Origin of the sequence: Paenibacillus sp. P32E (genome assembly GCF_001909085.1) — a bacterium.
GTDB lineage: Bacteria > Bacillota > Bacilli > Paenibacillales > Paenibacillaceae > Paenibacillus_AQ > Paenibacillus_AQ helianthi.
The window spans coordinates 126,581-148,257 of sequence record NZ_LVYY01000013.1; the positions used below are offsets into that span (position 1 = coordinate 126,581).

At 50.3% G+C, this 21,677-nt stretch carries 17 protein-coding genes and 1 pseudogene; 8 read left to right on the top strand and 10 right to left on the bottom strand.

Annotated elements, in window-relative coordinates; translation table 11 throughout:
* Positions 1-39 precede the first annotated feature (39 nt).
* The 9 genes and pseudogenes from A3848_RS13695 to uxuA all read right to left on the bottom strand — a co-directional run bounded on the left by A3848_RS13695 (position 40) and on the right by uxuA (position 10,278).
* Positions 40-1,470, bottom strand: coding sequence for a YfcC family protein (locus A3848_RS13695; protein ID WP_074085499.1), 1,431 nt, complete (start codon positions 1,468-1,470; stop codon positions 40-42).
* A 2-nt stretch (positions 1,471-1,472) separates the two neighbouring features.
* Positions 1,473-3,056 carry an amidohydrolase gene (locus tag A3848_RS13700; RefSeq protein WP_074085500.1) on the bottom strand — a complete coding sequence of 528 codons (1,584 nt, stop codon included), beginning with the start codon at positions 3,054-3,056 and terminating at the stop codon, positions 1,473-1,475.
* 90 nt (positions 3,057-3,146) lie between these two features.
* Positions 3,147-3,821, bottom strand: coding sequence for a GntR family transcriptional regulator (locus A3848_RS13705; RefSeq protein ID WP_256701865.1), 675 nt, complete (start codon positions 3,819-3,821; stop codon positions 3,147-3,149).
* Positions 3,822-3,957: 136 nt separating this feature from the next.
* Complete coding sequence (locus A3848_RS13710; protein WP_074085502.1) at positions 3,958-4,770, bottom strand: fructoselysine 6-kinase; 813 nt, start codon at positions 4,768-4,770, stop codon at positions 3,958-3,960.
* 15 nt (positions 4,771-4,785) lie between these two features.
* On the bottom strand, positions 4,786-5,754 hold the full coding sequence (locus tag A3848_RS13715) for an SIS domain-containing protein (protein ID WP_074085503.1): 969 nt from the start codon (positions 5,752-5,754) through the stop codon (positions 4,786-4,788).
* A 93-nt stretch (positions 5,755-5,847) separates the two neighbouring features.
* Positions 5,848-6,015, bottom strand: a pseudogene (locus A3848_RS13720) (glycoside hydrolase family 32 protein); the annotation flags it as partial.
* Between the two features lie 144 nt (positions 6,016-6,159).
* Positions 6,160-7,572: a glucuronate isomerase gene (gene uxaC, locus A3848_RS13725; RefSeq protein WP_074085504.1), complete on the bottom strand. Its 1,413-nt coding sequence runs from the start codon at positions 7,570-7,572 to the stop codon at positions 6,160-6,162.
* 18 nt (positions 7,573-7,590) lie between these two features.
* Positions 7,591-9,201 carry a mannitol dehydrogenase family protein gene (locus A3848_RS13730; RefSeq protein ID WP_074085505.1) on the bottom strand — a complete coding sequence of 537 codons (1,611 nt, stop codon included), beginning with the start codon at positions 9,199-9,201 and terminating at the stop codon, positions 7,591-7,593.
* Positions 9,202-10,278 (bottom strand): mannonate dehydratase, encoded by a 1,077-nt coding sequence (gene uxuA, locus A3848_RS13735; RefSeq protein WP_074085506.1) that lies wholly within the window; start codon positions 10,276-10,278, stop codon positions 9,202-9,204.
* A 187-nt stretch (positions 10,279-10,465) separates the two neighbouring features.
* Between uxuA and A3848_RS13740 the strand changes: the two genes are divergently transcribed.
* From A3848_RS13740 to A3848_RS13750, 3 genes are all read left to right on the top strand, one after another.
* The gene (locus A3848_RS13740) at positions 10,466-11,125 is read left to right on the top strand and encodes a GntR family transcriptional regulator (protein WP_074085507.1); all 660 of its coding nucleotides are present in this window, start codon (positions 10,466-10,468) and stop codon (positions 11,123-11,125) included.
* 33 nt (positions 11,126-11,158) lie between these two features.
* Positions 11,159-12,127 carry a bile acid:sodium symporter family protein gene (locus A3848_RS13745; protein ID WP_074085508.1) on the top strand — a complete coding sequence of 323 codons (969 nt, stop codon included), beginning with the start codon at positions 11,159-11,161 and terminating at the stop codon, positions 12,125-12,127.
* A gap of 183 nt (positions 12,128-12,310) precedes the next feature.
* Positions 12,311-13,708 (top strand): helix-turn-helix domain-containing protein, encoded by a 1,398-nt coding sequence (locus A3848_RS13750; RefSeq protein ID WP_083609643.1) that lies wholly within the window; start codon positions 12,311-12,313, stop codon positions 13,706-13,708.
* A gap of 194 nt (positions 13,709-13,902) precedes the next feature.
* On the opposite strand, the gene aldA is transcribed toward A3848_RS13750, so the two are convergent.
* Positions 13,903-15,348: an aldehyde dehydrogenase gene (gene aldA, locus A3848_RS13755; RefSeq protein ID WP_256702362.1), complete on the bottom strand. Its 1,446-nt coding sequence runs from the start codon at positions 15,346-15,348 to the stop codon at positions 13,903-13,905.
* Between the two features lie 166 nt (positions 15,349-15,514).
* On the opposite strand from aldA, the gene A3848_RS13760 reads away from it, so the two are divergent.
* The 5 genes from A3848_RS13760 (at position 15,515) to A3848_RS13780 (ending at position 21,664) form a co-directional block, all read left to right on the top strand.
* Positions 15,515-16,264 (top strand): (Fe-S)-binding protein, encoded by a 750-nt coding sequence (locus A3848_RS13760; protein WP_074085509.1) that lies wholly within the window; start codon positions 15,515-15,517, stop codon positions 16,262-16,264.
* Positions 16,261-17,688, top strand: a complete 1,428-nt coding sequence (locus A3848_RS13765) for a LutB/LldF family L-lactate oxidation iron-sulfur protein (protein WP_074085510.1) — start codon at positions 16,261-16,263, stop codon at positions 17,686-17,688. Before A3848_RS13760 ends, A3848_RS13765 begins: the two co-directional genes overlap by 4 nt.
* Entirely contained in the window at positions 17,685-18,356 is a 672-nt protein-coding gene (locus A3848_RS13770; RefSeq protein ID WP_074085511.1) for a LutC/YkgG family protein, read from the top strand. The genes A3848_RS13765 and A3848_RS13770 overlap by 4 nt, the downstream gene beginning before the upstream one ends.
* 262 nt (positions 18,357-18,618) lie before the next feature.
* A complete protein-coding gene (locus tag A3848_RS13775; protein ID WP_074085512.1) occupies positions 18,619-19,236 on the top strand; it encodes a TetR/AcrR family transcriptional regulator in 618 nt (205 codons plus the stop codon).
* A 28-nt stretch (positions 19,237-19,264) separates the two neighbouring features.
* Positions 19,265-21,664 carry an MMPL family transporter gene (locus tag A3848_RS13780; RefSeq protein ID WP_074085513.1) on the top strand — a complete coding sequence of 800 codons (2,400 nt, stop codon included), beginning with the start codon at positions 19,265-19,267 and terminating at the stop codon, positions 21,662-21,664.
* Positions 21,665-21,677: the final 13 nt, after the last annotated feature.

A 21,677-nucleotide genomic window follows, 5' to 3' on the forward strand; every position in this document is an offset into this window, starting at 1 on the left:
CATTTCATGCTTTGGGGCACCCGTGCTTCATATTATTCACTACATGCCCACAGCTGAGGAAATTGCAGCAAAAACCGCCGCCACCAGCCAGAGAATCGGAAACAGCTTGAGAATCACCTTCAGCCATTGTCCAAAATTGATACGACCGATGGCCAGACCTGCCAGCAATACCCCGCCCGTTGGAGAGATCAGATTCGTCAATCCGTTTCCGAACTGATATGCGGTTACTACCGCTTCGCGGTTAACGCCTACAAGATCGCCTAAAGGTGCAAGCACAGGCATCGTTAAAGCTGCTTCCCCCGATGAAGAAGGGACCAGGAACGTTATAATATTATGAACAATCAGCATGATGGTGGTGAATAGGTAATTCGGCAACCCCTCAAGCATGGTTGCAAGCCCGTTTAGAATAGTATCGATAATCATCCCGTTCTCTGCAACGACGAGAATTCCCCGGGCCAGGCCAATGATTACAGCAGCGTAGATAAATTCTCCACAGCCTTTGACAAAATTCTCGGCGATTTCCTTCTGGTTCATCCGGGTGACAATACCCGAAAAAATGCCAAGTGCAAAGAAAAGTGCGCCAATCTCAGTCATATACCAGCCTTTGTTCAATATCCCCCATACAATAAGCCCCAGGGTGACGATAAAGCCCCCAATAATGAGTTTATCCCGGTTCGAGAAACTAACGACTATCCCATCGGTATCCTTGATAAAATGCTGACGGTTAAGAATATCGTTCTGGAAGACTACCGATCTCTCCGGGTTCTTCTTCACCCGATGTGCATACCACATGGTAAAACCGATTGAGATCGCCGTAAAAACAACCCATTCAATAAATCTCAGCCATAACTGCGGATTACCCTGCACGCCTGCTACACCTTGTGCAATCAATACAGAGAACGGATTGACGGTTGATCCGACATAGCCGATCTGTGTTCCGAGGAAAAGGATGAGGATCGCCGTCATGGAGTCAAAGCCCAGGGCAAACATCAGCGGGATAAAAATAGCGTACAGCGGAATGATCTCTTCACTCATCCCAAAGGTGGAACCCCCCAGGCTGAAAATCACCATGGCGATCGGAATCAACAATATTCCTTTAGTTTTGAGCCTGCCGGCTAAAGCCATGAGCGCTCGGTCAATCGCCCCAGTCTGCAGAATGATTCCAAAGGCTCCGCCTACGATCAGGACGAAGGCAACAACATCGGCAGCATTGATAATGCCTTCCATCGGCGCACTGGCAATTTGGGCAAATCCTTGCCTCAAATCCCCTTGCTCACTGATTTTGGGAACGGTATGATAGGTTCCCGGGATAATGGCTGTCCGGGAAGACCCGTCCACCATAACCTCCTGCCGGTCGAATTGGCCGCTCGGGACAATCCAGGTTAAACCGGCAATTGCCACTATAATCAGAAAAATCAATGTATAACTATGAGGAAGGGACCATTTAAATTTACGTTTAGCCGTTTCCATTTCTATCCCTCGTTCCTGGAAGCATCATAGGTGATTCTACCCGCGCTAATTGTCAAAATCACATGTGTGTCTCTAATCCCGGTTGCTGTTGTATCCAGTAGATTACGGTCAAATACTGCTATATCAGCTGCTTTTCCGACTTCCAGAGTTCCTGTACACTCTTCCATGCCGCAATGTCTGGCACCGTTAACAGTCCAGGCCTTCAAGACTTCAGATGCCGGCATTCCCTGCCCGGGATTCCACCCTCCTGGCGGCGATCCATCAGGAAACAACCGATAAGAAGCCGCATATAGCGAATCAGGAACACTAGTAAGGAAAAGTGGTAAATCCGTACCAATCGTAATCGGAACATTGGCTTCAAGCATGGACATATAATTATAAAACCGGCTTTCATTTTCTTTTCCGGCTACGGCCGCCATGTAAGCATCCTCGTAGGAAGGATTTAAGAGCAGGATCTGAGCATATACCTCGGCAAATATCCCATTTTTCCCCATTCGCTTAATATCATCAGGATGAGGATATTCCAAATCGCTGATTGAATGTCTTATCCGCTGCTCTCCCCGCTTGCGGTTACAGCCTTCGATCAGGTCTACTGCCTTGCGGATCGCTGCATCCCCTTCAGCCGTAAGACAGCATTTTATTCCATGACTGTCCGCTGCTTGAACAGCCGCTTCAATGGCTTCGTAGTCAACGGGCCGCAAGGTTGTGACACCTGGCATATCAGCATAAGGCTCCAGCATATCTCCCGTGTGATCGGCTACTACACCATCCATCATCAGCTTATATCCCTGAAAACGAAGAAACTCCCCTTGATACCGCTCTTTGTACTGCAACCCTGCAGGAATATCAATCGGCTGCAATACAGGTTCAAGCGCAAAATGAACCCGCAGCGGCAGCTCCCCTGCTGCTTCCAGCTCTTCAAGGACCGGCAGCAAACCGCTGTGCCTGTCAAAGCCTATATCTTTTATAGAAGTGACGCCCCGCTTGGCAAGCATCCGGGCGAAGTCCAAAAACTCTTGTCTGACTAATGCCCTGTCCTGCATCATGTCATTCAGCAGACGGGCACGTGATTCTGCACTGCATTGATCCGGCGCAAACTGATATTTCTGCTGGGCGGTTTTATTCATCCAACAATAACTTTTTGTCCGGTTAATGGCGATTACAACCCTTTCAGGAAAGGCTTCGTCCAATAAGCTTTGCTCCGGAGACTGTCCCCAATCCTCTCCGCTCCATCCGTAAGCGTATACATTTTGACCTGAAGGACTTTTTTCTGCTTCTTGCTTAAGCAGTTGCAGGGCTTCGTCAACCGTAGCCGCATTTGTCAGATCGACACCACGGTGCATAGACATGTAACCGGTAAAAAACACATGGTTATCATGCACGCCAGGCATAATGAAAGCATCCTTCAGATGGTGAACAAATGTTGCAGGCCCAATCCAGTTTTCCGCTTCTGCCGGATGGCCAACCGCTACGATACAGTCACCTCTCAGGGCAATAAATGCCGGTGAAGCGCTATTTTCTTTTCCTGTAAATACTGCATTAGACAACAGGACTCTATCTGCTAAACCATGTGCAGCTGCATCCATGATTTCAACGCCTTTCTGCCGAATAATAATACGACTTATAACGTTATATAAATCCTTCTGCTCCTCGCTTACCGCAAGAAGCAGAATGAATTACAAAGTGAATTGATAACGGTCGCCGATGATATACTGCTTGCCCACATGAACAGGCTGACTGTGCTGATCATAAATAATGGTATTCATATAGAACAATGGCTGGCCAATCGGAATCTCCAGTAATTGAGCCTGCTGCTCATCGGCCAAGGTAATTTGCAATACCGTCTCTCCCGGCTGGTTGGGATCAATCTGATAACGGTCCCGCAGCAGATTATACACCGAGCCTTCCAGATTTTCTTCCATTAAAAATGAGAACCTGTCAAACGGATAATAGTTATTTTCCAGCATTAGCGGTCTTTCACCGGCATATCTTTTGCGTTGAATATAGAGCACCGGCTCACCCTGCTGAATTTGCAGCCGCTCCGCGGTTTCTTGGTCGGCCCTAATCTTCTTCCTCTCGGTAATGATGCTGTGCGAAGAGACTCCATTGGCACTGCAGGCTGCCGTGAAACTGATAATATGCTCAATCTTGCGGCCAATCTTGAGCGCATTGACAAAGGTGCCCTTACCCTGGCGTTTCGTCAAATAGCCTTCACTCACTAATTCCTCGATAGCTTTCCTTACTGTAATCCGGCTGACATTGTAAGTCGCGCTAAGCTCAATTTCAGTAGGGATTTTATCTCCGGGATTAAAGGTTCCGTTCGCAATGGCAGATTGGACTGCTTTTTTCAATTGTATATATAGGGGCTCTACCTTTTCTGAATTTAACATCCTTTACCCTCACTTGTTATATAACGTTATATTACTCTATGGTTAGAATAACAAACGATTCTCTTATTCACAAGCAAAGATCAGAACGCTGCCGTTATTAGTAACGGGCCCCGAATCCAAAGGAACCTTCTACCATACAGCTCTTGGCCGCTAATCGGGAGCCCTCCTGCATGGCCGTTTGAATATTCCCATCCTTGATCATACTGATTAAAAAGGCTGTAATATAAGAATCTCCTGCTCCCATCGTATCCACGGCCTCAATAAGCTCCGGGGTCTGATAATAAAAGGATGCCCCATCATAGGCAATGGATCTGTCGCCGCCGCGTGTTGCCACCAATATCTGGCCGTCTCTTCTGCGTTTGGCTTCAATATAATTCCGCGTCTCTTCGTCTGTCATATGGCTGCAGGAAAAGAAAGCAAAATCCGCATTCCCGATATACCGTTCTACCTGCTCATCCTCAAAGTCATCGGAGAAATCAAAAGAGAGGGGAACCCCCAGTTCATTCAGCTCCGCAAGCAGATGTCCGGTGTGGCTGTACAGCCCTGTATGCATAATGTCAAACCCGCAGATATATTCTTTGTCGGCTTCGCTCAGTAGAATAGGATTAAGTCTGGTCACTCCGCCTTCGTTGCTGCCCAGGAATATCCGTTCCCCATTCTCCAGCGTTACACGTGCACAACCGTTCTCTCCGCTGAAATGCCTGCAATGTGAGATATCGATCGCAAGCTGCTGCAGTGTATGCTCCACAAGCTGTGCTTCGTCATCATCGCCAAAGACCCCGAGAAAAGCCGCCTCTACACCTTCCCCTTTGGCAAAAACACTGAAATTGAGCGCATTGCCGCCGGGATACATTGTACGTTGATGAACATACTTGTCTACTACATTATCGCCAATCCCTAAGACTTTCATGGTTGTACCTCCCGTTTAGTAGGCTACTTTTCCCATATAGCGTCGGGTTTCCAGCGGATGATTTCTCACATCGGCAAGAGCCTCGCGATAGACACAAATAATACTGTAGAATAATACCGGATTAAAGAATTCTACAACTTCATCAGCAATCGTACCAATTCCAAGCTCTTTGGCATCAATCACTTCGACTTTCGCCGCATACTGGTTCAGGAATGTCCGGGCTCGTTCATCCAGCTCACGGGTGCGCCCCTCATTGATCATCAGGATAAAAGGTGTTTCTTTATCCGTCACTTCAAAAGGACCATGGAAGAATTCACCGGAGTGAATAGCAGCAGCATGAACCCACTGCATCTCCATCAAAGAGCAGATGGCAAAGCCATAAGCATGTCCGTACGAAGCTCCACTCGTCAAGATATAGTAAAGCTCCTCATTGCGGTACTTATCGGCAAAAACACGGGCACGTGGAGCAACCTGCTTTTTCCCCTGGTTGATGATGCCGTTGATTGTTTCCAGGCCTTTTTGAAAAGCCTCAACATGCGCATAGCCCTCGACCACATGCAGCAATTGAGCGGCGAGATCCAAAATGATTGCCATCGGATTGTTGATGACGTTGCTGTCATCTCCCCATTCATACAGGAAGGAATAATCGGAGTAATTAAGCAACGCGGCTTCCTTGTTGTGGGTTAAACCAATGGTGTGGGAGCCATGCTCTTTGGCCGATTGCGCCGCAGCTACCGATTCCGGCGTATTTCCGCCATGAGAACAAACGATGACTACGGATTGCGCACCCAGACGTTTAGGCAACGCATGAACAAACTCATTCGCCGTGTATAGTCCTGCTACCAGCTTTTTCGCTTCACTATCAAGAAAATACTTGGCTGGGTACATATCAACCAGTGAACCCCCGCAAGCTACAAAATAGATCTCTGAAATTCCTTCAGCCACTTTTTCACGGATACTTTGAACAACTTGATTTACGTTCATTTAACTCTCTCCTTTTTATATAACGTTATATAACGTATTGTTTACGAGATAAATATAACCGCTTTCAAAAATGCTGTCAAGTCTTTATTCCCCTGGAATATCCGAGAAGCTGACCCCCGCATAATTGTCTTTGCCGTAATCCAGCCAACGGATATCAGTGTGCTCCGGCATAAAGACCGATCCGTCAAAGGAACCGATGAAATACTGCGTCCGTGATCCGTGATTCAATTGGTCATTGTCGCCAATACTGACCAGGAGCACCAGCAATTGCGGCCTTGCCAACACTACAGGAAGTCCGAGATTTTGTTGTTCACGCCGCTACACGGAATCGAAGCGTAGGAACAAGATAAGGGACTGGCGGTCTTTGGAAAGACTGCCAGCCCCTTAGTAATGATGAAAATTTTGTTACTTGGCTAGAGGAAACCCGAAATACCGCTCGGCATTATGATAGCAAATGTCCTGAATGATACCTCCGAGGAAAACCAGATCCCTTGGGGCTTCCCCGCTCTTGACCCAGCCCCCGACCAGATTGCAGAGAATCCGCCGGAAATACTCATGCCGCGTATAGGACAGGAAGGACCTGGAATCCGTGAGCATCCCTACAAAACAGCTCAGCAGACCCAGATTCGACAACGATGTCAATTGCTTAAGCATGCCGTCCTTTTGGTCGTTATACCACCAGCCCGAGCCGAATTGGATCTTCCCCTTGATTCCGTCCCCCTGAAAAGAACCCGCCATAGCAGCCAGCACATCATTCTGTACCGCATTCAGATTGTATAGAATCGTCCGCGGAAGCTCTCCGGTCCGTTCCAGTCCGTCGAGCAGCTTGTACAAGCTGTCCGCGTAGCTGCCATCCCCGATGGTATCGAAGCCCGTGTCCGGCCCCAGCTCTCGAAACCTGCGCGAATTCGGGTTGCGGATCGCTCCGATATGCAGCTGCATCGCCCATCCGCAGGCAGCGTATTTGCGCCCCATTGCCAGGAACAAAGCTGTTGCATACTGATCCGACTCCAGGCGGCTTAAGGCTCCTCCGCTCAGGCGTTTACTGAAGATGGCTTCCAGAACGGATGGCGCTGCCTCCGCAAAGGGAAGATGCGAGAATCCATGGTCGGAGACCTTGCAGCCCTGCTTGTCGAAGTATTCAATCCTCTCCAGCAAAGCGCGTTCCATAAGTGCATAAGAAGTGATAGCATAGCCTACAGCTTGCTCCAGACTGCGCACATAATCCGGAAAAGCATCCGAATCTATCTGCAGCGCTTTATCCGGCCTGAAGGTCGGTGTGACTCCGGTCTGGAATTCCTTTTGTCCGGCGATTTGCCCATGGTAGTGCAGATCGTCAGCCGGATCATCCGTTGTACAGATCCATTTCACACGGGAACGGGTAATCAGCCCTTGCGCCGTGAAGCCGTCCTGGGCAATCAAGTGATTGCAGTGGTCATAAATCCGCCGCCAATTCTGCGGATTCAGCTGCTCCTCCACGCCAAAGTAAGCTTTCAGTTCCAGCGCCGACCAGTGATACAACGGGTTGCCTACGGTATAAGGCAGCACCTCGCTCCACTTGGCAAACTTCTCTTCTTCTGAAGCATTGCCTGTAATATATTTCTCTTCAACTCCGAACGTTCTGAGCGCCCGCCATTTGTAATGATCTCCGCCCAGCCATACTTCAGTTATACTACCAAACCGCTTATTCTCAGCGATTGCCCCCGGGTCGAGGTGGCAATGATAATCGATAATGGGCAAAGCTTCGGCATACTCATGGTAGAGTACCCGGGCTTCTTCTGACTGCAGCAGAAAATCCTCATGAATAAAAGCCTTCATCGTCAGGCTCCCCTCCCCTTATCTCAAATACTTCTCCAAGGTTCTCCGCACGGCTCCAGGACCCGCAAGCATCTCCAGGAACATGCCCTCAATCTTGCTTCCGAGGCCAATCGCATAGAGCGGGACACCAAAGAGCTGCTCATCTTCAAGAATCGGGCGCACATTTGCGGCTCCGTCTCCGAGGGCAACCCCTTGAAGATGTCCCTGCAGTGTTTCCAGCAGCGGATCAGGACTCAGTGTGAAGGCTTCGCCTTCATCATTCACTCCAAGCAGATAACGGCACCAGAGCGCAATGGCCAGCGGAATGGCTGTCAGCTGCGCGGGGTCCAGATCCTCCCGGCGGATATATGATTTAATCGTTTCTCCGAACCGGATACCCACCTTCTGCGAGGTATCGGTCGCAATTCGCTGCGGCGTATCGGGGATGAACGGATTGGCGAAACGCTCGGTCAGCACTTCGTCCAGGAACTGCTTCGGACTGAGAATGCCCGGGTCTACAACAACCGGCAGACCTTCCTTATAGCCGATAATCTCCACGAACTTCCGCAGGGTATCATCCTTCATCTCATCCGCGATCAGAGTATAACCAAGCAGACAGCCGGATACAGCAAGCGCAGTATGCAGCGGGTTGAGGCAGGTAGTGACCTTCATCGTCTCCACATTATTGACCGTATCCCGGTCGGTGAAAATAATACCCGCTTCCTCAAGTGGAGGGCGGCCGTTCGTGAACTTGTCTTCAATCACCAGATATTCACTGATCTCCGCGTTGACGAAGGGGGCAGTATAGGTATTCTTGGAGGTAATGATTACATCCATACCGCCGATTCCCTGCTCCAGCAGCGCCGCCTGCACCGATTCCGAAGGGCGCGGTGTGATTTTGTCGATCATCGACAGCGGGAAAGCAATCAGTTGCTCATTCTCCAGATAAGCCACGAAGCCTGCCTCGACCAGACCCTTAGCCGCCCATTCCCTGGCAATCGTCACCACACCGTTCTTCAGCTTGTCGCCGTTATGGGAGCAGTTGTCCATGCTGACAAAGGTCAACGGATAAGCACCCTTCAAATAACGCTTGTATGCAAGAGAGGCCACAATGCTCATGGCATGAACCGGCTGCTCCGGTCCGCCCTCGATGTCCTTGTCCACGATACCCAGATACTTTCCGTTTGGACCCGTGAGCGAGTAGCCCTTCTCCGTGATGGTGAAGCTGGCCATTTGCAGGCTGGGGTTCTCGAACACTTCCGTGAGCCGGCGGGAATCTGCTTCACGGCTCTTGTCCGCTGCAATTCCCTCTACAATGCTGCTGACGATTCTTTTCTGAAAACCGCCGCGTGCATTCATCAGCACCAGCAGAGTCAGATTGTCAAATGGCTTGTAAACCTTATCGATCATTTCAAAATCAAAGGTTTCCGCCGCGATGATACCTGTATCCGCCTTACCGCTATCCAGCAGCTTCTGGTGGGCATTGGCTACAAATCCCCGGAAGATATTGCCTGCACCGAAATGAATCCACTCTGGCTTCTGCGCCGTATTCCTCGCCACCTGCTCATAGTCGAACAGCGGCAGCTTTACTCCCGCAGCGGTCCAGGCCGCCTCTTCCCTTTGGATACTGCTTCTGTTCAGGCGCAGCATTTATTTCGCCCCCTTGACGTTGTCCAGGCTGTCCCAGACGCCAAGTAAATACATGATACCCAGCGCTCTATCGTAGAGCCCATAGCCTGGACGACAGTTTTTCTCTTCGCCCCAGAGATGACGCCCGTGGTCCGGACGGACATAGCCGGTGTAACCATTCTCATGGTAAGCCTTGACAACCTCCGCCACATCGACGCTTCCGTCACGCCCGCGATGCGACACCTCAATGAAATCGCCATTCTCATACACCTTCACATTGCGGATATGGGCAAAATGAATACGGTCATGGAACTCGCGGATCATCGCCGGCAGATCGTTCTCCGGATTCGTGCCAAGTGATCCTGTGCAGAAGGTCAGACCGTTGTACGGGCTGTCCACCAATTTTAAGAAGCGGCGGATCATCTCCCGGTTGCGGATAATGCGCGGCAGCCCAAAGATCGGCCAGGCCGGATCGTCAGGGTGAATGGCCATTTTAATATCCACTTCTTCACACACCGGAATAATGCGTTCCAGGAAATACTTGAGGTTCTCGAACAGCTTATCTTCGGTCACATCCGCATAGGCTGCGAACAGCTCATCCAGCTTCGCCAGACGCTCAGGCTCCCAGCCCGGCATGGTGAACTTCCCGGCTCCTTTAAGAATCCGGTCGACCATCTCACGCGGGTTATCGGTAATGGCAGCCTTTTCATAAAAGAGGGCATTGGAGCCGTCGGGCAATTCCTTGTAGAGCTCCGTACGGGTCCAGTCAAACACCGGCATGAAATTATAGCAGATTACCTTTACGCCGACTTTGGACAGCTTGCGGATGGTGTCGATATAAATATCGATATATTTATCACGGCTCGGCAAGCCGATTTTGATATCATCATGAACGTTGACACTCTCCACCACAGCCGTGCTGAAGCCCTTGCTGGTGATTTGATCGGCGACTTCCTGAATCCGCTGCATTTCCCACACTTCACCGGCTACTTTCTCATGCAAAGACCAGACGATACCCATAACCCCCGGAATCTGCCGGATATGGTCAAGCGTGATATTGTCATTGCCCTCACCATACCATCTCCACGTCATGTTCATTGATATACCCTCCTATGGTTGTCATCCTCATTAATCTTGTATACAAGATTTTCTTGATCATAAGATAAGAACCATCTGTTGTCAACACAATATAATCAAGCGTATATACGCACATTAACGTTTATTATTTCCGAACATCATGTATACTAGTGTTATCCTTCATTAACTATTGAAAGCAGGAAGAGATATGTCGATCAAAGCTGAAATCATGAATACACTGAAGCACGAGATTCTTACCCTTTCCCTGAAGCCGGGCACCATTCTGAGTGAAACCGCCCTTTCCGAACGTTTTCAGATTTCGCGGACGCCGCTGCGTGATGTGCTGAAACAGCTTGCACTGGAATCCTATACCGATATTTATCCCAAAAAGGGGAATATTGTGTCCTACATAGATCTTGAATCCGTTGAACAGATCACTTATCTGCGCAGCACACTGGAGAAAGAAATTCTTAAGGATCTCTCTTCACAGCTGTTGCTGACAGGACTGCATGAGCTTAAAGAAATTCTGGAGAGGCAAAAAGAGGTCATCGGAAAAGAAAACGACATCGATTCCTTTCTGAATCTGGATGATGCGTTCCACCGGGCGATGTACCGGCTTGCCGGACGTGAGTTTCTATGGAATTTGATTCAGCAGTCCAATGTACACTACCTCCGCTACCGCAGGCTGCACATGCTGAAGACCGAGAAGCTGGAGGGAATCTGGAAGGAACACCAGACCCTTCTCGAGCTTCTGGTACACAAGGAGACAGAGAAGATCGGCCCGCTGATCCACCATCATCTCCGGGAAGATATCCATTCGCTGGACTTCCAGGAGAACTTCTCAGAATATTTATCAAAGGGTGTATAATAGTAACAACTTATTTTAAAAGGATGTCATACGATGCTTCTTGCTGTGAACCGGACGCTTAACCGAATGATGCCGCTAATCACTCCGCTCAGTGTCTTGACCGGGGTACTCTGCGGAAGCTCACTTTCCTCTTATACCTATCTGGCTCCCTGGCTGTTCGCTTTTATGACGTTTGCCGGAAGCATCAGTCTCGGATTCAAAGATTTCGTGAACGTACTCAAAAAACCACTGCCCCTGTTCGCCTGTTTGTTCATTCTGCACGTCGCCATGCCGCTGGTTGCCGCAGGGATTGGGAATGTGCTGTATCACACGGATGAATTTACAATCACAGGCCTTGTACTTGCCGCAGTCATTCCAACGGGGGTAAGCAGCTTCATCTGGGTTAGCATTTACAAAGGAAATACTGCACTCACTCTGTCCATCATTCTGATCGACACTATGCTGTCTCCTTTTATCGTACCGGGCGTATTGTCATTGCTGATTGGAACTAGCGTAGAACTTGACGCGGGCGCAATGATGAGCAGTCTGTTCTGGATGATTGTTGTCCCTTCACTGGCGGGCATGGTGCTTAATGAATGGACCAAGGGCACTATTGCGCCCGTGTGGAGTCCGCGGCTGAATCCAGTCTCCAAGCTCTTCATGGCAGTGGTTATCATCATTAACGGGTCTGTGATTTCCCCTTACTTGGCGGACATCAATCTGCATCTGGTTGGCCTGGCCTTCGTCATTGTGCTTATGGCTTCCACCGGTTACATGCTGTGCTTTCTCACGGCGAGGGTTTTGCGCTGGAATGAAGCAGACGAGGTCGCCCTTATCTTCAATGGAGGCATGCGCAATATCAGCGCCGGCGCTGTGCTGGCAGTGTCCTATTTCCCCGCTCCGGTGGCTGTCCCCGTCGTGCTCGGCATGGTGTTCCAGCAGCTGCTGGCTTCACTCGCAGGTTTTCTGCTCAGCCACCGCACCAAGGTCAGGAATTCTGCTGATCAGACCACTGCTGCATAGGTTTTGGCTCAGTTGTTAATTCTCCCCATTAACATCTATAATCAGGCACAGAGGCACCTTATATTCCCATTCTCATGTTCACTGTTTCTCCTAATCTGCACTATTGACCATTGGAATATTGTCACATATTATTACACCTATAAATAAATTCAAATTACTGGAATTCAGTCAGGTGGTGCTTCCTTGGTCCCTACTACATCCACGATTCGCGATCATTTAACGGTGTATCTGTCGCAGCAGGCAATGTCCATTAATCAATTTGCGAGTCAATCCGGCATTAATTCAGGAACGCTCAGCCGGGTGCTTAACAGTCAACAGCCGATTGCCATGAATCACCTGGAGCGTATCACCAAAGGAATGCAATTACCGGAGGACCATTTCTTCAGCCTGTATGTGGACGAATGCTTCTATCATTCATCACCGACCTGGCGGCGGTTGCGGCCATTTATTTTGCGTTCAGCGGCATTGGACCGCCTTGACTGTATTGAACAGGTAGTTCATCATCTGCTTGAGAATCTGACCTATGCGCCCATGCTGTTTGAAGTAGCAGAAGGGCTGTTCGAGCAGGGGCAGTGGCAAGCCGCTGGTTTGTTGTATAAGAATGTGAGTGTAAGTGAGAAATATCAGAATTCCGAGCGGCTCGCGGTATGTCAGTTCCGCTTGTTTCGGATTGCCTTGGGAGACGATCAGACTCTTAATCTGCAGGCTGCTCTACTCTTTGAATGTTATGTGGACCGGCTGGATGAAGCGGATCAATTGGATGGGTTGAACCACTTGATCAATGTTTATTATTCTCTTCACAAGTGGCAAAAAGTGGACGAACTCTCGCAGGAAATGCTCCGGTTAGCCACTCTTCGTTATAACCTTCAGCAGCACTCTAACCGCAAACAGAGTAACGAGAAAAAACCTGTTAAACCACTCTATCGCTACATCCTCTACTCGCATCTGATGCGTGCAACTGTCTACGAGGAGAACAGGGACTACAAGTCGGCACTTCAATTCGTAGCTCGCTATATGGATGGAAGCTGGGTACAAGAAGACGATGAAGATGCCAAGAGGACTGTAGCCCAGTATCAGGAGTGGGGCACCGCGAATACCATGCTCTATGGATTAATGTCAGGGCAGCATGAAATACTGCCAGAATATGTGGAATATATTGCTCCTCAAAAAAATGAAATTTTTCTTGCTTTATATAATATCATCATATCGGCTAACCGCTATGATTGGAATGTCGATCATATTCTTGAACGGTTTGCCGCCTATATTCCTTACCGGACAAACCTAACAGAATTCGGCGAATACAATCAGCAGGTTATGGAGGATCAATACGCTCGATTTCTCATTGAATTAGCAGTCTATCATTTACATAACAAGCGTAAGAAAGGGATTTCCTTGATCCTTCAAAGTTTGGAATCATCTGCTAGAATCAATAACGATAGTAATGTCATCAAATGTGTTGATCTATTTGAACAACACCGGCATCAAACAGATGAAGAAGAAAAAGAGCAGTACAAACTTCTAATTAGAAAGGTGCAGGTCTTAAATGAAAAGAAAACTTATCGTACTTCTAGCTTCGTGTAGCCTGGCTGTCGCAATTATTGTACCTGTGTTTACCATTGACCCAGCAGTAAATAATAATACTCAAATGTTAATTGAAATTATGGGACACGGTGCAGGTGGCGACTGATTCTCCCTCCTGAACGCCTCGCATCACACAAAGACCGCAAGCCCTATCTGCTTAAGATAGACTTGCGGTCTTTGTGTTGAAGCCCGTTTTAATTCACCGACTTATCGTACTGAAGATAGACAACATGCGTTTGCAGATATTCGTTCAGGCCATGTTTGCCGTCTGCGCCGCCGATGCCGGATTTTCTCCAGCCTGCATGGAAGCCTTGCATGGCTTCAAAGTTCTCCCGGTTAATATAGGTTTCCCCGTATTTGAGACGCTTGATGACTTTCATGGCAACGTTCAGATTCCGGGTATACAGAGAAGAGGTCAAACCGAACTCACTGTCATTGGCAAGTGCGATCGCTTCATCCAGGTTCGAGAATGAAATGACCGGGATGACCGGGCCGAAGATTTCCTCTTGCACGATCTCCATTTCATTGGTGGCACCGGTAATGACCGTTGGCTCAAAAAAGCTGCCTGCACCCTCAATTTTTTTACCGCCAAGGGCAATTTCAGCCCCCTCTTCTACGGCGCGGTCCACCTTTTGCTGTACGGATTCCTGCGCCGCCTTGTTAATCAACGGGCCCATTTGAATATCCTTGTCTTTCAGCGGATCGCCATACTTCACCGCTTTCATGGCTTCAACCAGACGGGTGGTGAATTCGTCTTTGATCTTCTCATGCACATAGACCCGCTCCGCACAGTTGCAGACCTGCCCGGTATTGATCACCCGGGAAGCCACAATCGCCCGGATGGCCAAATCCAGGTCGGCATCGTCCATAACAATCGCAGGGGCCTTGCCGCCCAGCTCCAGACTGACCTTGATGATATTCTCGGCAGCCGCCTGCATCACCTTTTGTCCAGCCGGCACGCTGCCGGTAAGACTGACCATCCCGACTTTAGGGTTGCTGGCCAATTCATTACCGACCTCTGCGCCTCTGCCCGTGACAAGGTTGAATACCCCTTGGGGAAGACCGGACTTGTCGACAATTTTGGCAAAGGCCACCGCATTGTTCGGAGATTCGGCGCTGGGCTTGACTACAATCGTGTTGCCGGTAATCAGCGCAGGGGCCATCTTTCTGGCAATCAAAAAGAATGGAAAATTCCAGGGCAGAATGCCGGTAGTTACCCCAATCGCCCGTTTGAACACAAAAATATTCTCATTATCACGGTCACTCTGAACAATTTCCCCTTCATAGCGGCGTGCCCACTCTGCCATGTAATCCATATAGTCCGCTGTAAAGTTAACCTCTACCGTGGACAATTCCAGTGTCTTGCCTACCTCCTCGGAGATCAGTCTGGCAAGGGTATCCGCTTCCGCCCGAATCCCCTCGGCAATGGCATGAAGATACTTCCCTCTCTCCACCGCAGGGGTTTCTTCCCAGGCAGTCTGGGCCTCATCCGCTGCATGGATAGCACGCACGACATCATTCCTTGTAGCTTTGGGAACCTGTGAAATGACTTCATCTGTTGCCGGATTAGTTACATCCATCCACTCTTTGCTTTCAGATTCGGTAAATTGGCCGTTGATGTACATCAAATGCTTTTCCACTGTTTCTCCCCCTTAAGGTAGATTGTTCCATTTGCCCTACCATAGTGTAAACGTTATCATTATTTTTTGTCAACAACATTCACATTTATTATTTGTTTTTGTGTTGTTTTTCATTGACTTTTTGAGTTAAGCTATTATCACGAAGGTTATGATTGGAGGGGCAGGAATGAAAGTCAGTATATTTTCCACTTGTTTAGTAGACCTCATTACCCCGAATGTCGGAATGGCTATGGTTGAAGTTCTCGAAAGGCTGGGCTGTGAAATTGATTTTCCGGCCTCGCAGGTGTGCTGCGGTCAACCCACTTATAACAGCGGTTATCTGGAGGATTCCAAGCTTGCCATGAAGAACATGATGCTTGCCTTTGAACACTCGGATTATGTCGTAGGTCCGTCCGGCTCTTGTATCGCTATGTTCCATGAGTACCCGAAAATTTTCAAAGGTGATCCACAGTGGGAATTGAAAGCGGTTGCTATAAAAGAGAAAGCTTATGAGTTTACGCAGTTCATCGTACGGGTGCTTGGCATCACTGATGTGGGTGCAAGGCTGGACGGAACTGCCACCTACCACCGTTCCTGCCATATGACAAGACTGCTGGGCGAACGGGAAACCCCCTTCCTGTTGCTTGAACAAGTAAAGGGACTCCAGCTGGAACCGCTCAAGAACAGTGATAATTGCTGTGGCTTTGGCGGAACTTTTTCAGTAAAAATGCCGGAAATCTCCGGGCAAATGGTCGATGAAAAATGCGGCTGTGTGGTGGAAACCGGAGCGGATATTCTGATCAGTTCAGATATGGGCTGCCTGCTCAACATCGGCGGACGCCTATCCCGCAAGGGCGAACCCGTAAAGATCATGCATATTGCAGAAGTGCTGAACCATAGCCATGCTGCTGTTGCCAGAGGAGGAAACCAGACTTGAGCCTGCAAACGGATAAACGGGATTTCAACACACGGACTTCAGATGGCCTTGATGACCTATTCATGAGGAGCGCAGTAGGTTCAGCGCAGGATAGCTTGAAGACCAGGCGCCTGTCTGCCGCCACCGCTCTCGGAGATTGGGAACAATGGCGTACCCTCGGCCAGCAAATCCGCCAGCATACGCTGAAACATCTGGATTATTACCTGGAGCAACTGGCCAGTAACGTTGAGGACAAGGGCGGGCATGTCTATTTTGCCAAAACCAAAGAGGAAGCAAGCGGTTATATCCGGGACATCATCGTACAAAAAAAAGCTAAAAAAATCGTCAAATCCAAATCGATGGTCACCGAGGAAATTGAAATGAACCGTGTTCTGATGGAGGCCGGCTGTGAGCTGATCGAGACCGATCTGGGTGAATACATCCTCCAAATGGATGATTGGGACCCGCCTTCGCATATTGTAGCCCCTGCGCTGCATAAAGACCGGACACAGATTAGCAGAGTGTTCACAGAGAAACTTGGATATACCGGCGATGATACTCCCGAGAACCTCGCCCGTTTTGCCCGGACGGTCCTGCGGCAGAAGTTTCTGGAGGCGGATGTCGGGATCACAGGCTGCAACTTTGCTATCGCTAACCTGGGAGCCATTAATCTGGTGACCAATGAAGGCAACGGTGATCTCACAGCCGCCATACCGAAAACACATATCGCGGTAATGGGCATGGAACGAATTGTGCCGACGCTTGAAGAGATGGAGGTTCTGGATAATCTGCTCTGCCGGAGCGCGGTAGGGCAAAAATTGACCAGCTATATCACGGTGATGGGACCCTCGGCAGCCGGGGAGACCGATGGCCCGGAAGAGTTCCATTTAGTTGTAGTGGACAACGGACGGTCCGATATTCTCGGAAGCGAGTTTGGTGAAGCCCTGCAATGTATCCGCTGCGGTGCCTGTCTTAATGTCTGCCCGGTCTACCGTCATATTGGCGGGCATGCCTACGGGTCCATTTATCCGGGTCCGATTGGAGCGGTAATCACTCCGCTGCTGGGCGGATACGATGACTATCAAGAGCTGCCTTTTGCCTCCAGTCTGTGTGGTGCTTGTACGGATGTCTGTCCGGTCAAAATTCCACTGCATGAGCAGTTGATTCTGCACCGTCAAAAAATCGTGAAGGAGCATCGCACCGGTGCCGCGGAAAGATTCCAGATGAAGACGGCAGGAAGGCTGCTGTCCTCCCAGGCTTTATTCGGCAAAGCGCTGCGTTTTGCGAACCCCGCAAGCCGGCTGATCAGCAGACATGGCCGCATTGTGAGAGGACCGGGACTCATCCGCGGCTGGATCAATACCCGTGATCTAAGCCAGCCGGTCAGGCAGCAGGACAGCTTCCGGGTCTGGCTTGAACAACGCAAAGGAGGCTCGGATCAATGACAGCATCGAACAGGGACTCTTTTCTGAATACAATTGCCTCCAAGCTGGGACGGGAAAGAATCTATGACGTTCAGCGTCCTGATATGCAGGACCTGATGCCGGGCAATTCCAGCAGTTTAACAACCGGTGAGTTGGTAGACATCCTTAAGGAGCAATGCTTCTTCATCCATACGCAGTTCATTGAATCGACTCCGGAGATCTTACAGAGAACATTAAATGATCTGATCGATGCCAACGGCGGAGGGGCTGTAATCACTTCCGGAGATGTCCGGTTTACCGAATATGGCCTGAAATTCGCGGATGGACTCGTCTGGGAAGAAGCGGCAGTAAGAGAGCAGAATATTATGCGCTCCGAATCGGCCAATACGGCAATTATCTTCGCTGACTACGCACTAGCCGAGTCAGGAACGATTGTTGTGGAGAGCCGCCCGGATCAGGGGCGCTCCCTCCATTTTCTGCCCGCCCACTATATTGCGGTGATTGAAAAAAAGCGGCTCGTGCTCCGCTCCACCCAAGCTGCAGCAGATCTGAACCGTAGGATAGAGGCGGGTGAGCCGCTGGGTTCATCTATCAATTTCATCTCCGGTCCTTCAAATTCCGCTGATATTGAAATGCAGCTCGTTGTCGGGGTACACGGCCCCTTGAGAGCAACCTATGTGCTTATTTAGTGGGTCCAGTTGAATTCCCGCTGTGTACCAAGTCCCAACCACCAGGCTCTATCCTTATAATCTTATGTAACGTGAATTTGAGAACGGTAGCTCATCATTGCGGAATGTCTTGTGAATCAAGGCGGTTTCGCCATGATGACCCCTATCTATTTTCAAGTTCTTTTTTCGATGCTCATTGTGCAATTTTGCCCATTGTGCAATAATGTATTTTAGACCATAGAGCGCAGATTGTTCTGTCTCAAGAAAGGAGGCCGCTTGGAACTTGAACCCCAACCCGACACTACGTGATAAAAAAAAGGAAGCCACCGCCTATGCCTTGGCTGAAGCTGCCTTTGAGCTGGCGCTGAAGCAAGGCATGGATGGTTTTATCGTCGACGATATTGTTCAGCAGGCCGGCTACTCCCGGCGAACCTTTGCCAATTACTTCTCGTGCAAAGAGGAAGCGGTAGCGGAGTATTTTATGGGCAGCGCTTCGAAAGAGGATCAGAATATGCTGTTCGCGGGCTTGCCTCCGGACGCAACTCCGCTGGATGCCTTGTACAAGTTGCTTAAGCTGCAATTCACCTCTGAGTTCCTGCATAAATTACGGCAGTTCGTATCGCTCGCCAATCAGTATCCGTCCCTGGAGCCATATATCCTCAGCGTATTCCGCCGCTTGCAGATCGCTGCACAGGAGGTCCTAGAGCGTTTCTCCCATGGGCGGTATGCCGACGGATACACCCATCTCCTTGCCGGTGCAGTCTACGGAGCGTTCGTGCCCATACTGGACGGACGGATGAACGTGCTGCTACCGGGAGAAGCAGGGGATGAACGCTCCGGTGCCATGCCGTTCGATCAGTATTTGAATTCCATGTTTGCTTATTTACGCAACGGCTTTTAAAACAGAGATAAAAAGGAGAAACCATCACATGTCTACTTTTCTATATCGGTTGGGTAAATCGGCTTATTCCAAGCCGTGGTATTTCCTCGCAGCCTGGATCGTCGTTCTCGGTGTTGTTGGCACTTTGTTAGGCGTTAATGGCATACAGTCCAGCTCCGAAATGAAAATTGAAGGTACCGAATCGCAAAAAGTGCTGGATATGCTGGCTAAAGAGCTTCCCGCCGCTGCCGGCGGCCAGGCGAGCGTCGCTTTTACCGTACCGGACGGAGAACGTCTGGACACACCCCAGCGGGTAGCGTTGCTCCAGAAAGCTATCCATGATGTCTACAGTATGGACTATATCATTAACCCCGTAGAACTGGCCGCCCAAGCTGCTGCGGCTGCTCAAGCTGGGGGTACAGACCCGTCAGCGGCAGCAGGCCAAACAACTGCTGCCGGACAGACGGGCGCGGCGGGGCAAGCAGCCGCAGCGGACCCATCTGCTGCTGCCGGACAGACGGGTGCGGCGGGGCAATCTGCCGCGGCTGCCCAGGCCGCTCCTTACGGCCCGCTGATGGCTGACGGCGTTCCGGTTCCCGGAGTAATGCTGTCCGCTGACGGCAGCATCGCCCTGTTCCAGTTCCAGTTCACCGTTCAACAGACGTCACTGCCATCTTCCGTACCGGATAACATCATCAAAACCGTGACTGAAGTCGAACAGGCAGGCTCCGGCATCACAGCCATTCCGAGCGATTCACTGAAGAGTATACCGGCTATAGGCTCGACCGAAGCAGTCGGCGTAGTCGTCGCTGCGGTTGTACTCTTCATGACGCTGGGCTCTGTCGTTGCCGCCGGTCTGCCGCTGATTACCGCACTCCTCGGCGTCGGTATCAGTGTCGGCGGTGCTTTTGCCCTCTCCAGTGTAATCCAGATGAATGACATTACACCGGTACTCGCTATTATGATCGGTCTGGCGGTCGGTATTGACTACTCGCTCTTCATCGTTAACCGGCAGCGGCGGCTCATTCTTGATGAGAAGTTAAGCGCGGGTGAAGCGGCAAGCCGCGCACTCGGCACCGCCGGCAGCGCCGTATTCTTCGCCGGCCTGACTGTTATTATCGCCCTGTGCGGCATGCTGGTCATCGGTATCGGTTTCTTGTCGACCATGGCTCTCGTTGCTGCTGCCAGTGTTCTGATCAACGTCCTGCTGGCGCTAACCCTGCTGCCTGCGCTGCTCGGTCTGGTCGGTGAAAAGATCTGCACCGCCAAAGCCCGCGCAAAAAGCACGGCTTCCGGAAATAAAGCCAGCCACAAATTCTCCCACCGCTGGGCAAACACTACAGTGAAATACCGCTGGGTCATCATTATTCTGGTGATTCTGGTTCTTGGAACAGCGGCGATTCCGGTAACGAAAATGGAGCTGGGCATTCCGTCCGGCGCTTCAGCCAACCTGGACACTCCAGCTCGCCAAAGCTATGACATCATCTCCAAAGGCTTCGGCGAGGGCTTCAACGGACCGCTGCTCCTAGTGGCTGAACCGAAGAACCCGTCCGATAAAATTTCAATGCAGACGCTGGGCAAGCTGGTTCAGGAACTGCAAATGCATGATAACGTTACGCTGGTGTCCCCAATGGGCGTCAACGCGACCGGAAATATCGCCATTATCAGTCTGATCCCGAAAACCGGCCCTACGGATACGGAGACAAGGAATCTGGTGCAGGATCTGCGCGATCCCGCTTCCACTCTCGCCTCCGGGAATAATATAACGCTTGGTGTGACCGGCTTCACCGCCATCAACATCGATATGTCTTCCAAGCTTTCCGACGCCTTCCCTCTGTATATCGGCATCATTGTGATCCTGTCCCTGATCATCCTGCTGCTCGTTTTCCGGTCGGTCATTGTTCCGGTCAAAGCAACGGTCGGCTTTATTCTCAGCGTCCTCGCTACCTTCGGCCTGACTACAGCGGTCTACCAGTGGGGATGGCTGCACTCCCTGTTTGGTTTTGACACGGGAGGACCGCTGCTCAGCTTTATGCCGATTCTGGTCACCGGTATTCTGTACGGGCTGGCGATGGATTATCAGGTATTCCTGGTCAGCTCCATGCGCGAGGCTTACGTCCACGGACGCCATGGCAACGATAGCGTAGTTCACGGCTACGATCTCGCCAGCCGCGTTGTGCTGGCCGCAGGTGTAATCATGGTTTCCGTCTTTGCCGGTTTCATCTTTGCACCTGACGCGATGATCAAACAGATTGGCTTCGCGCTGGCCTTCGGCATCCTGATCGATGCCTTCATCATTCGTATGACACTCGTTCCGGCCGTTATGGCGGTCTTCGGCGACAAGGCCTGGTGGCTTCCACAATGGCTGGACCGTCTGCTTCCGAACCTTGACGTCGAGGGTGATAAGCTAATCGCCAAGCTCCATGCCGAGAGCGACAGATCCTCTTGATTCATTAATAACG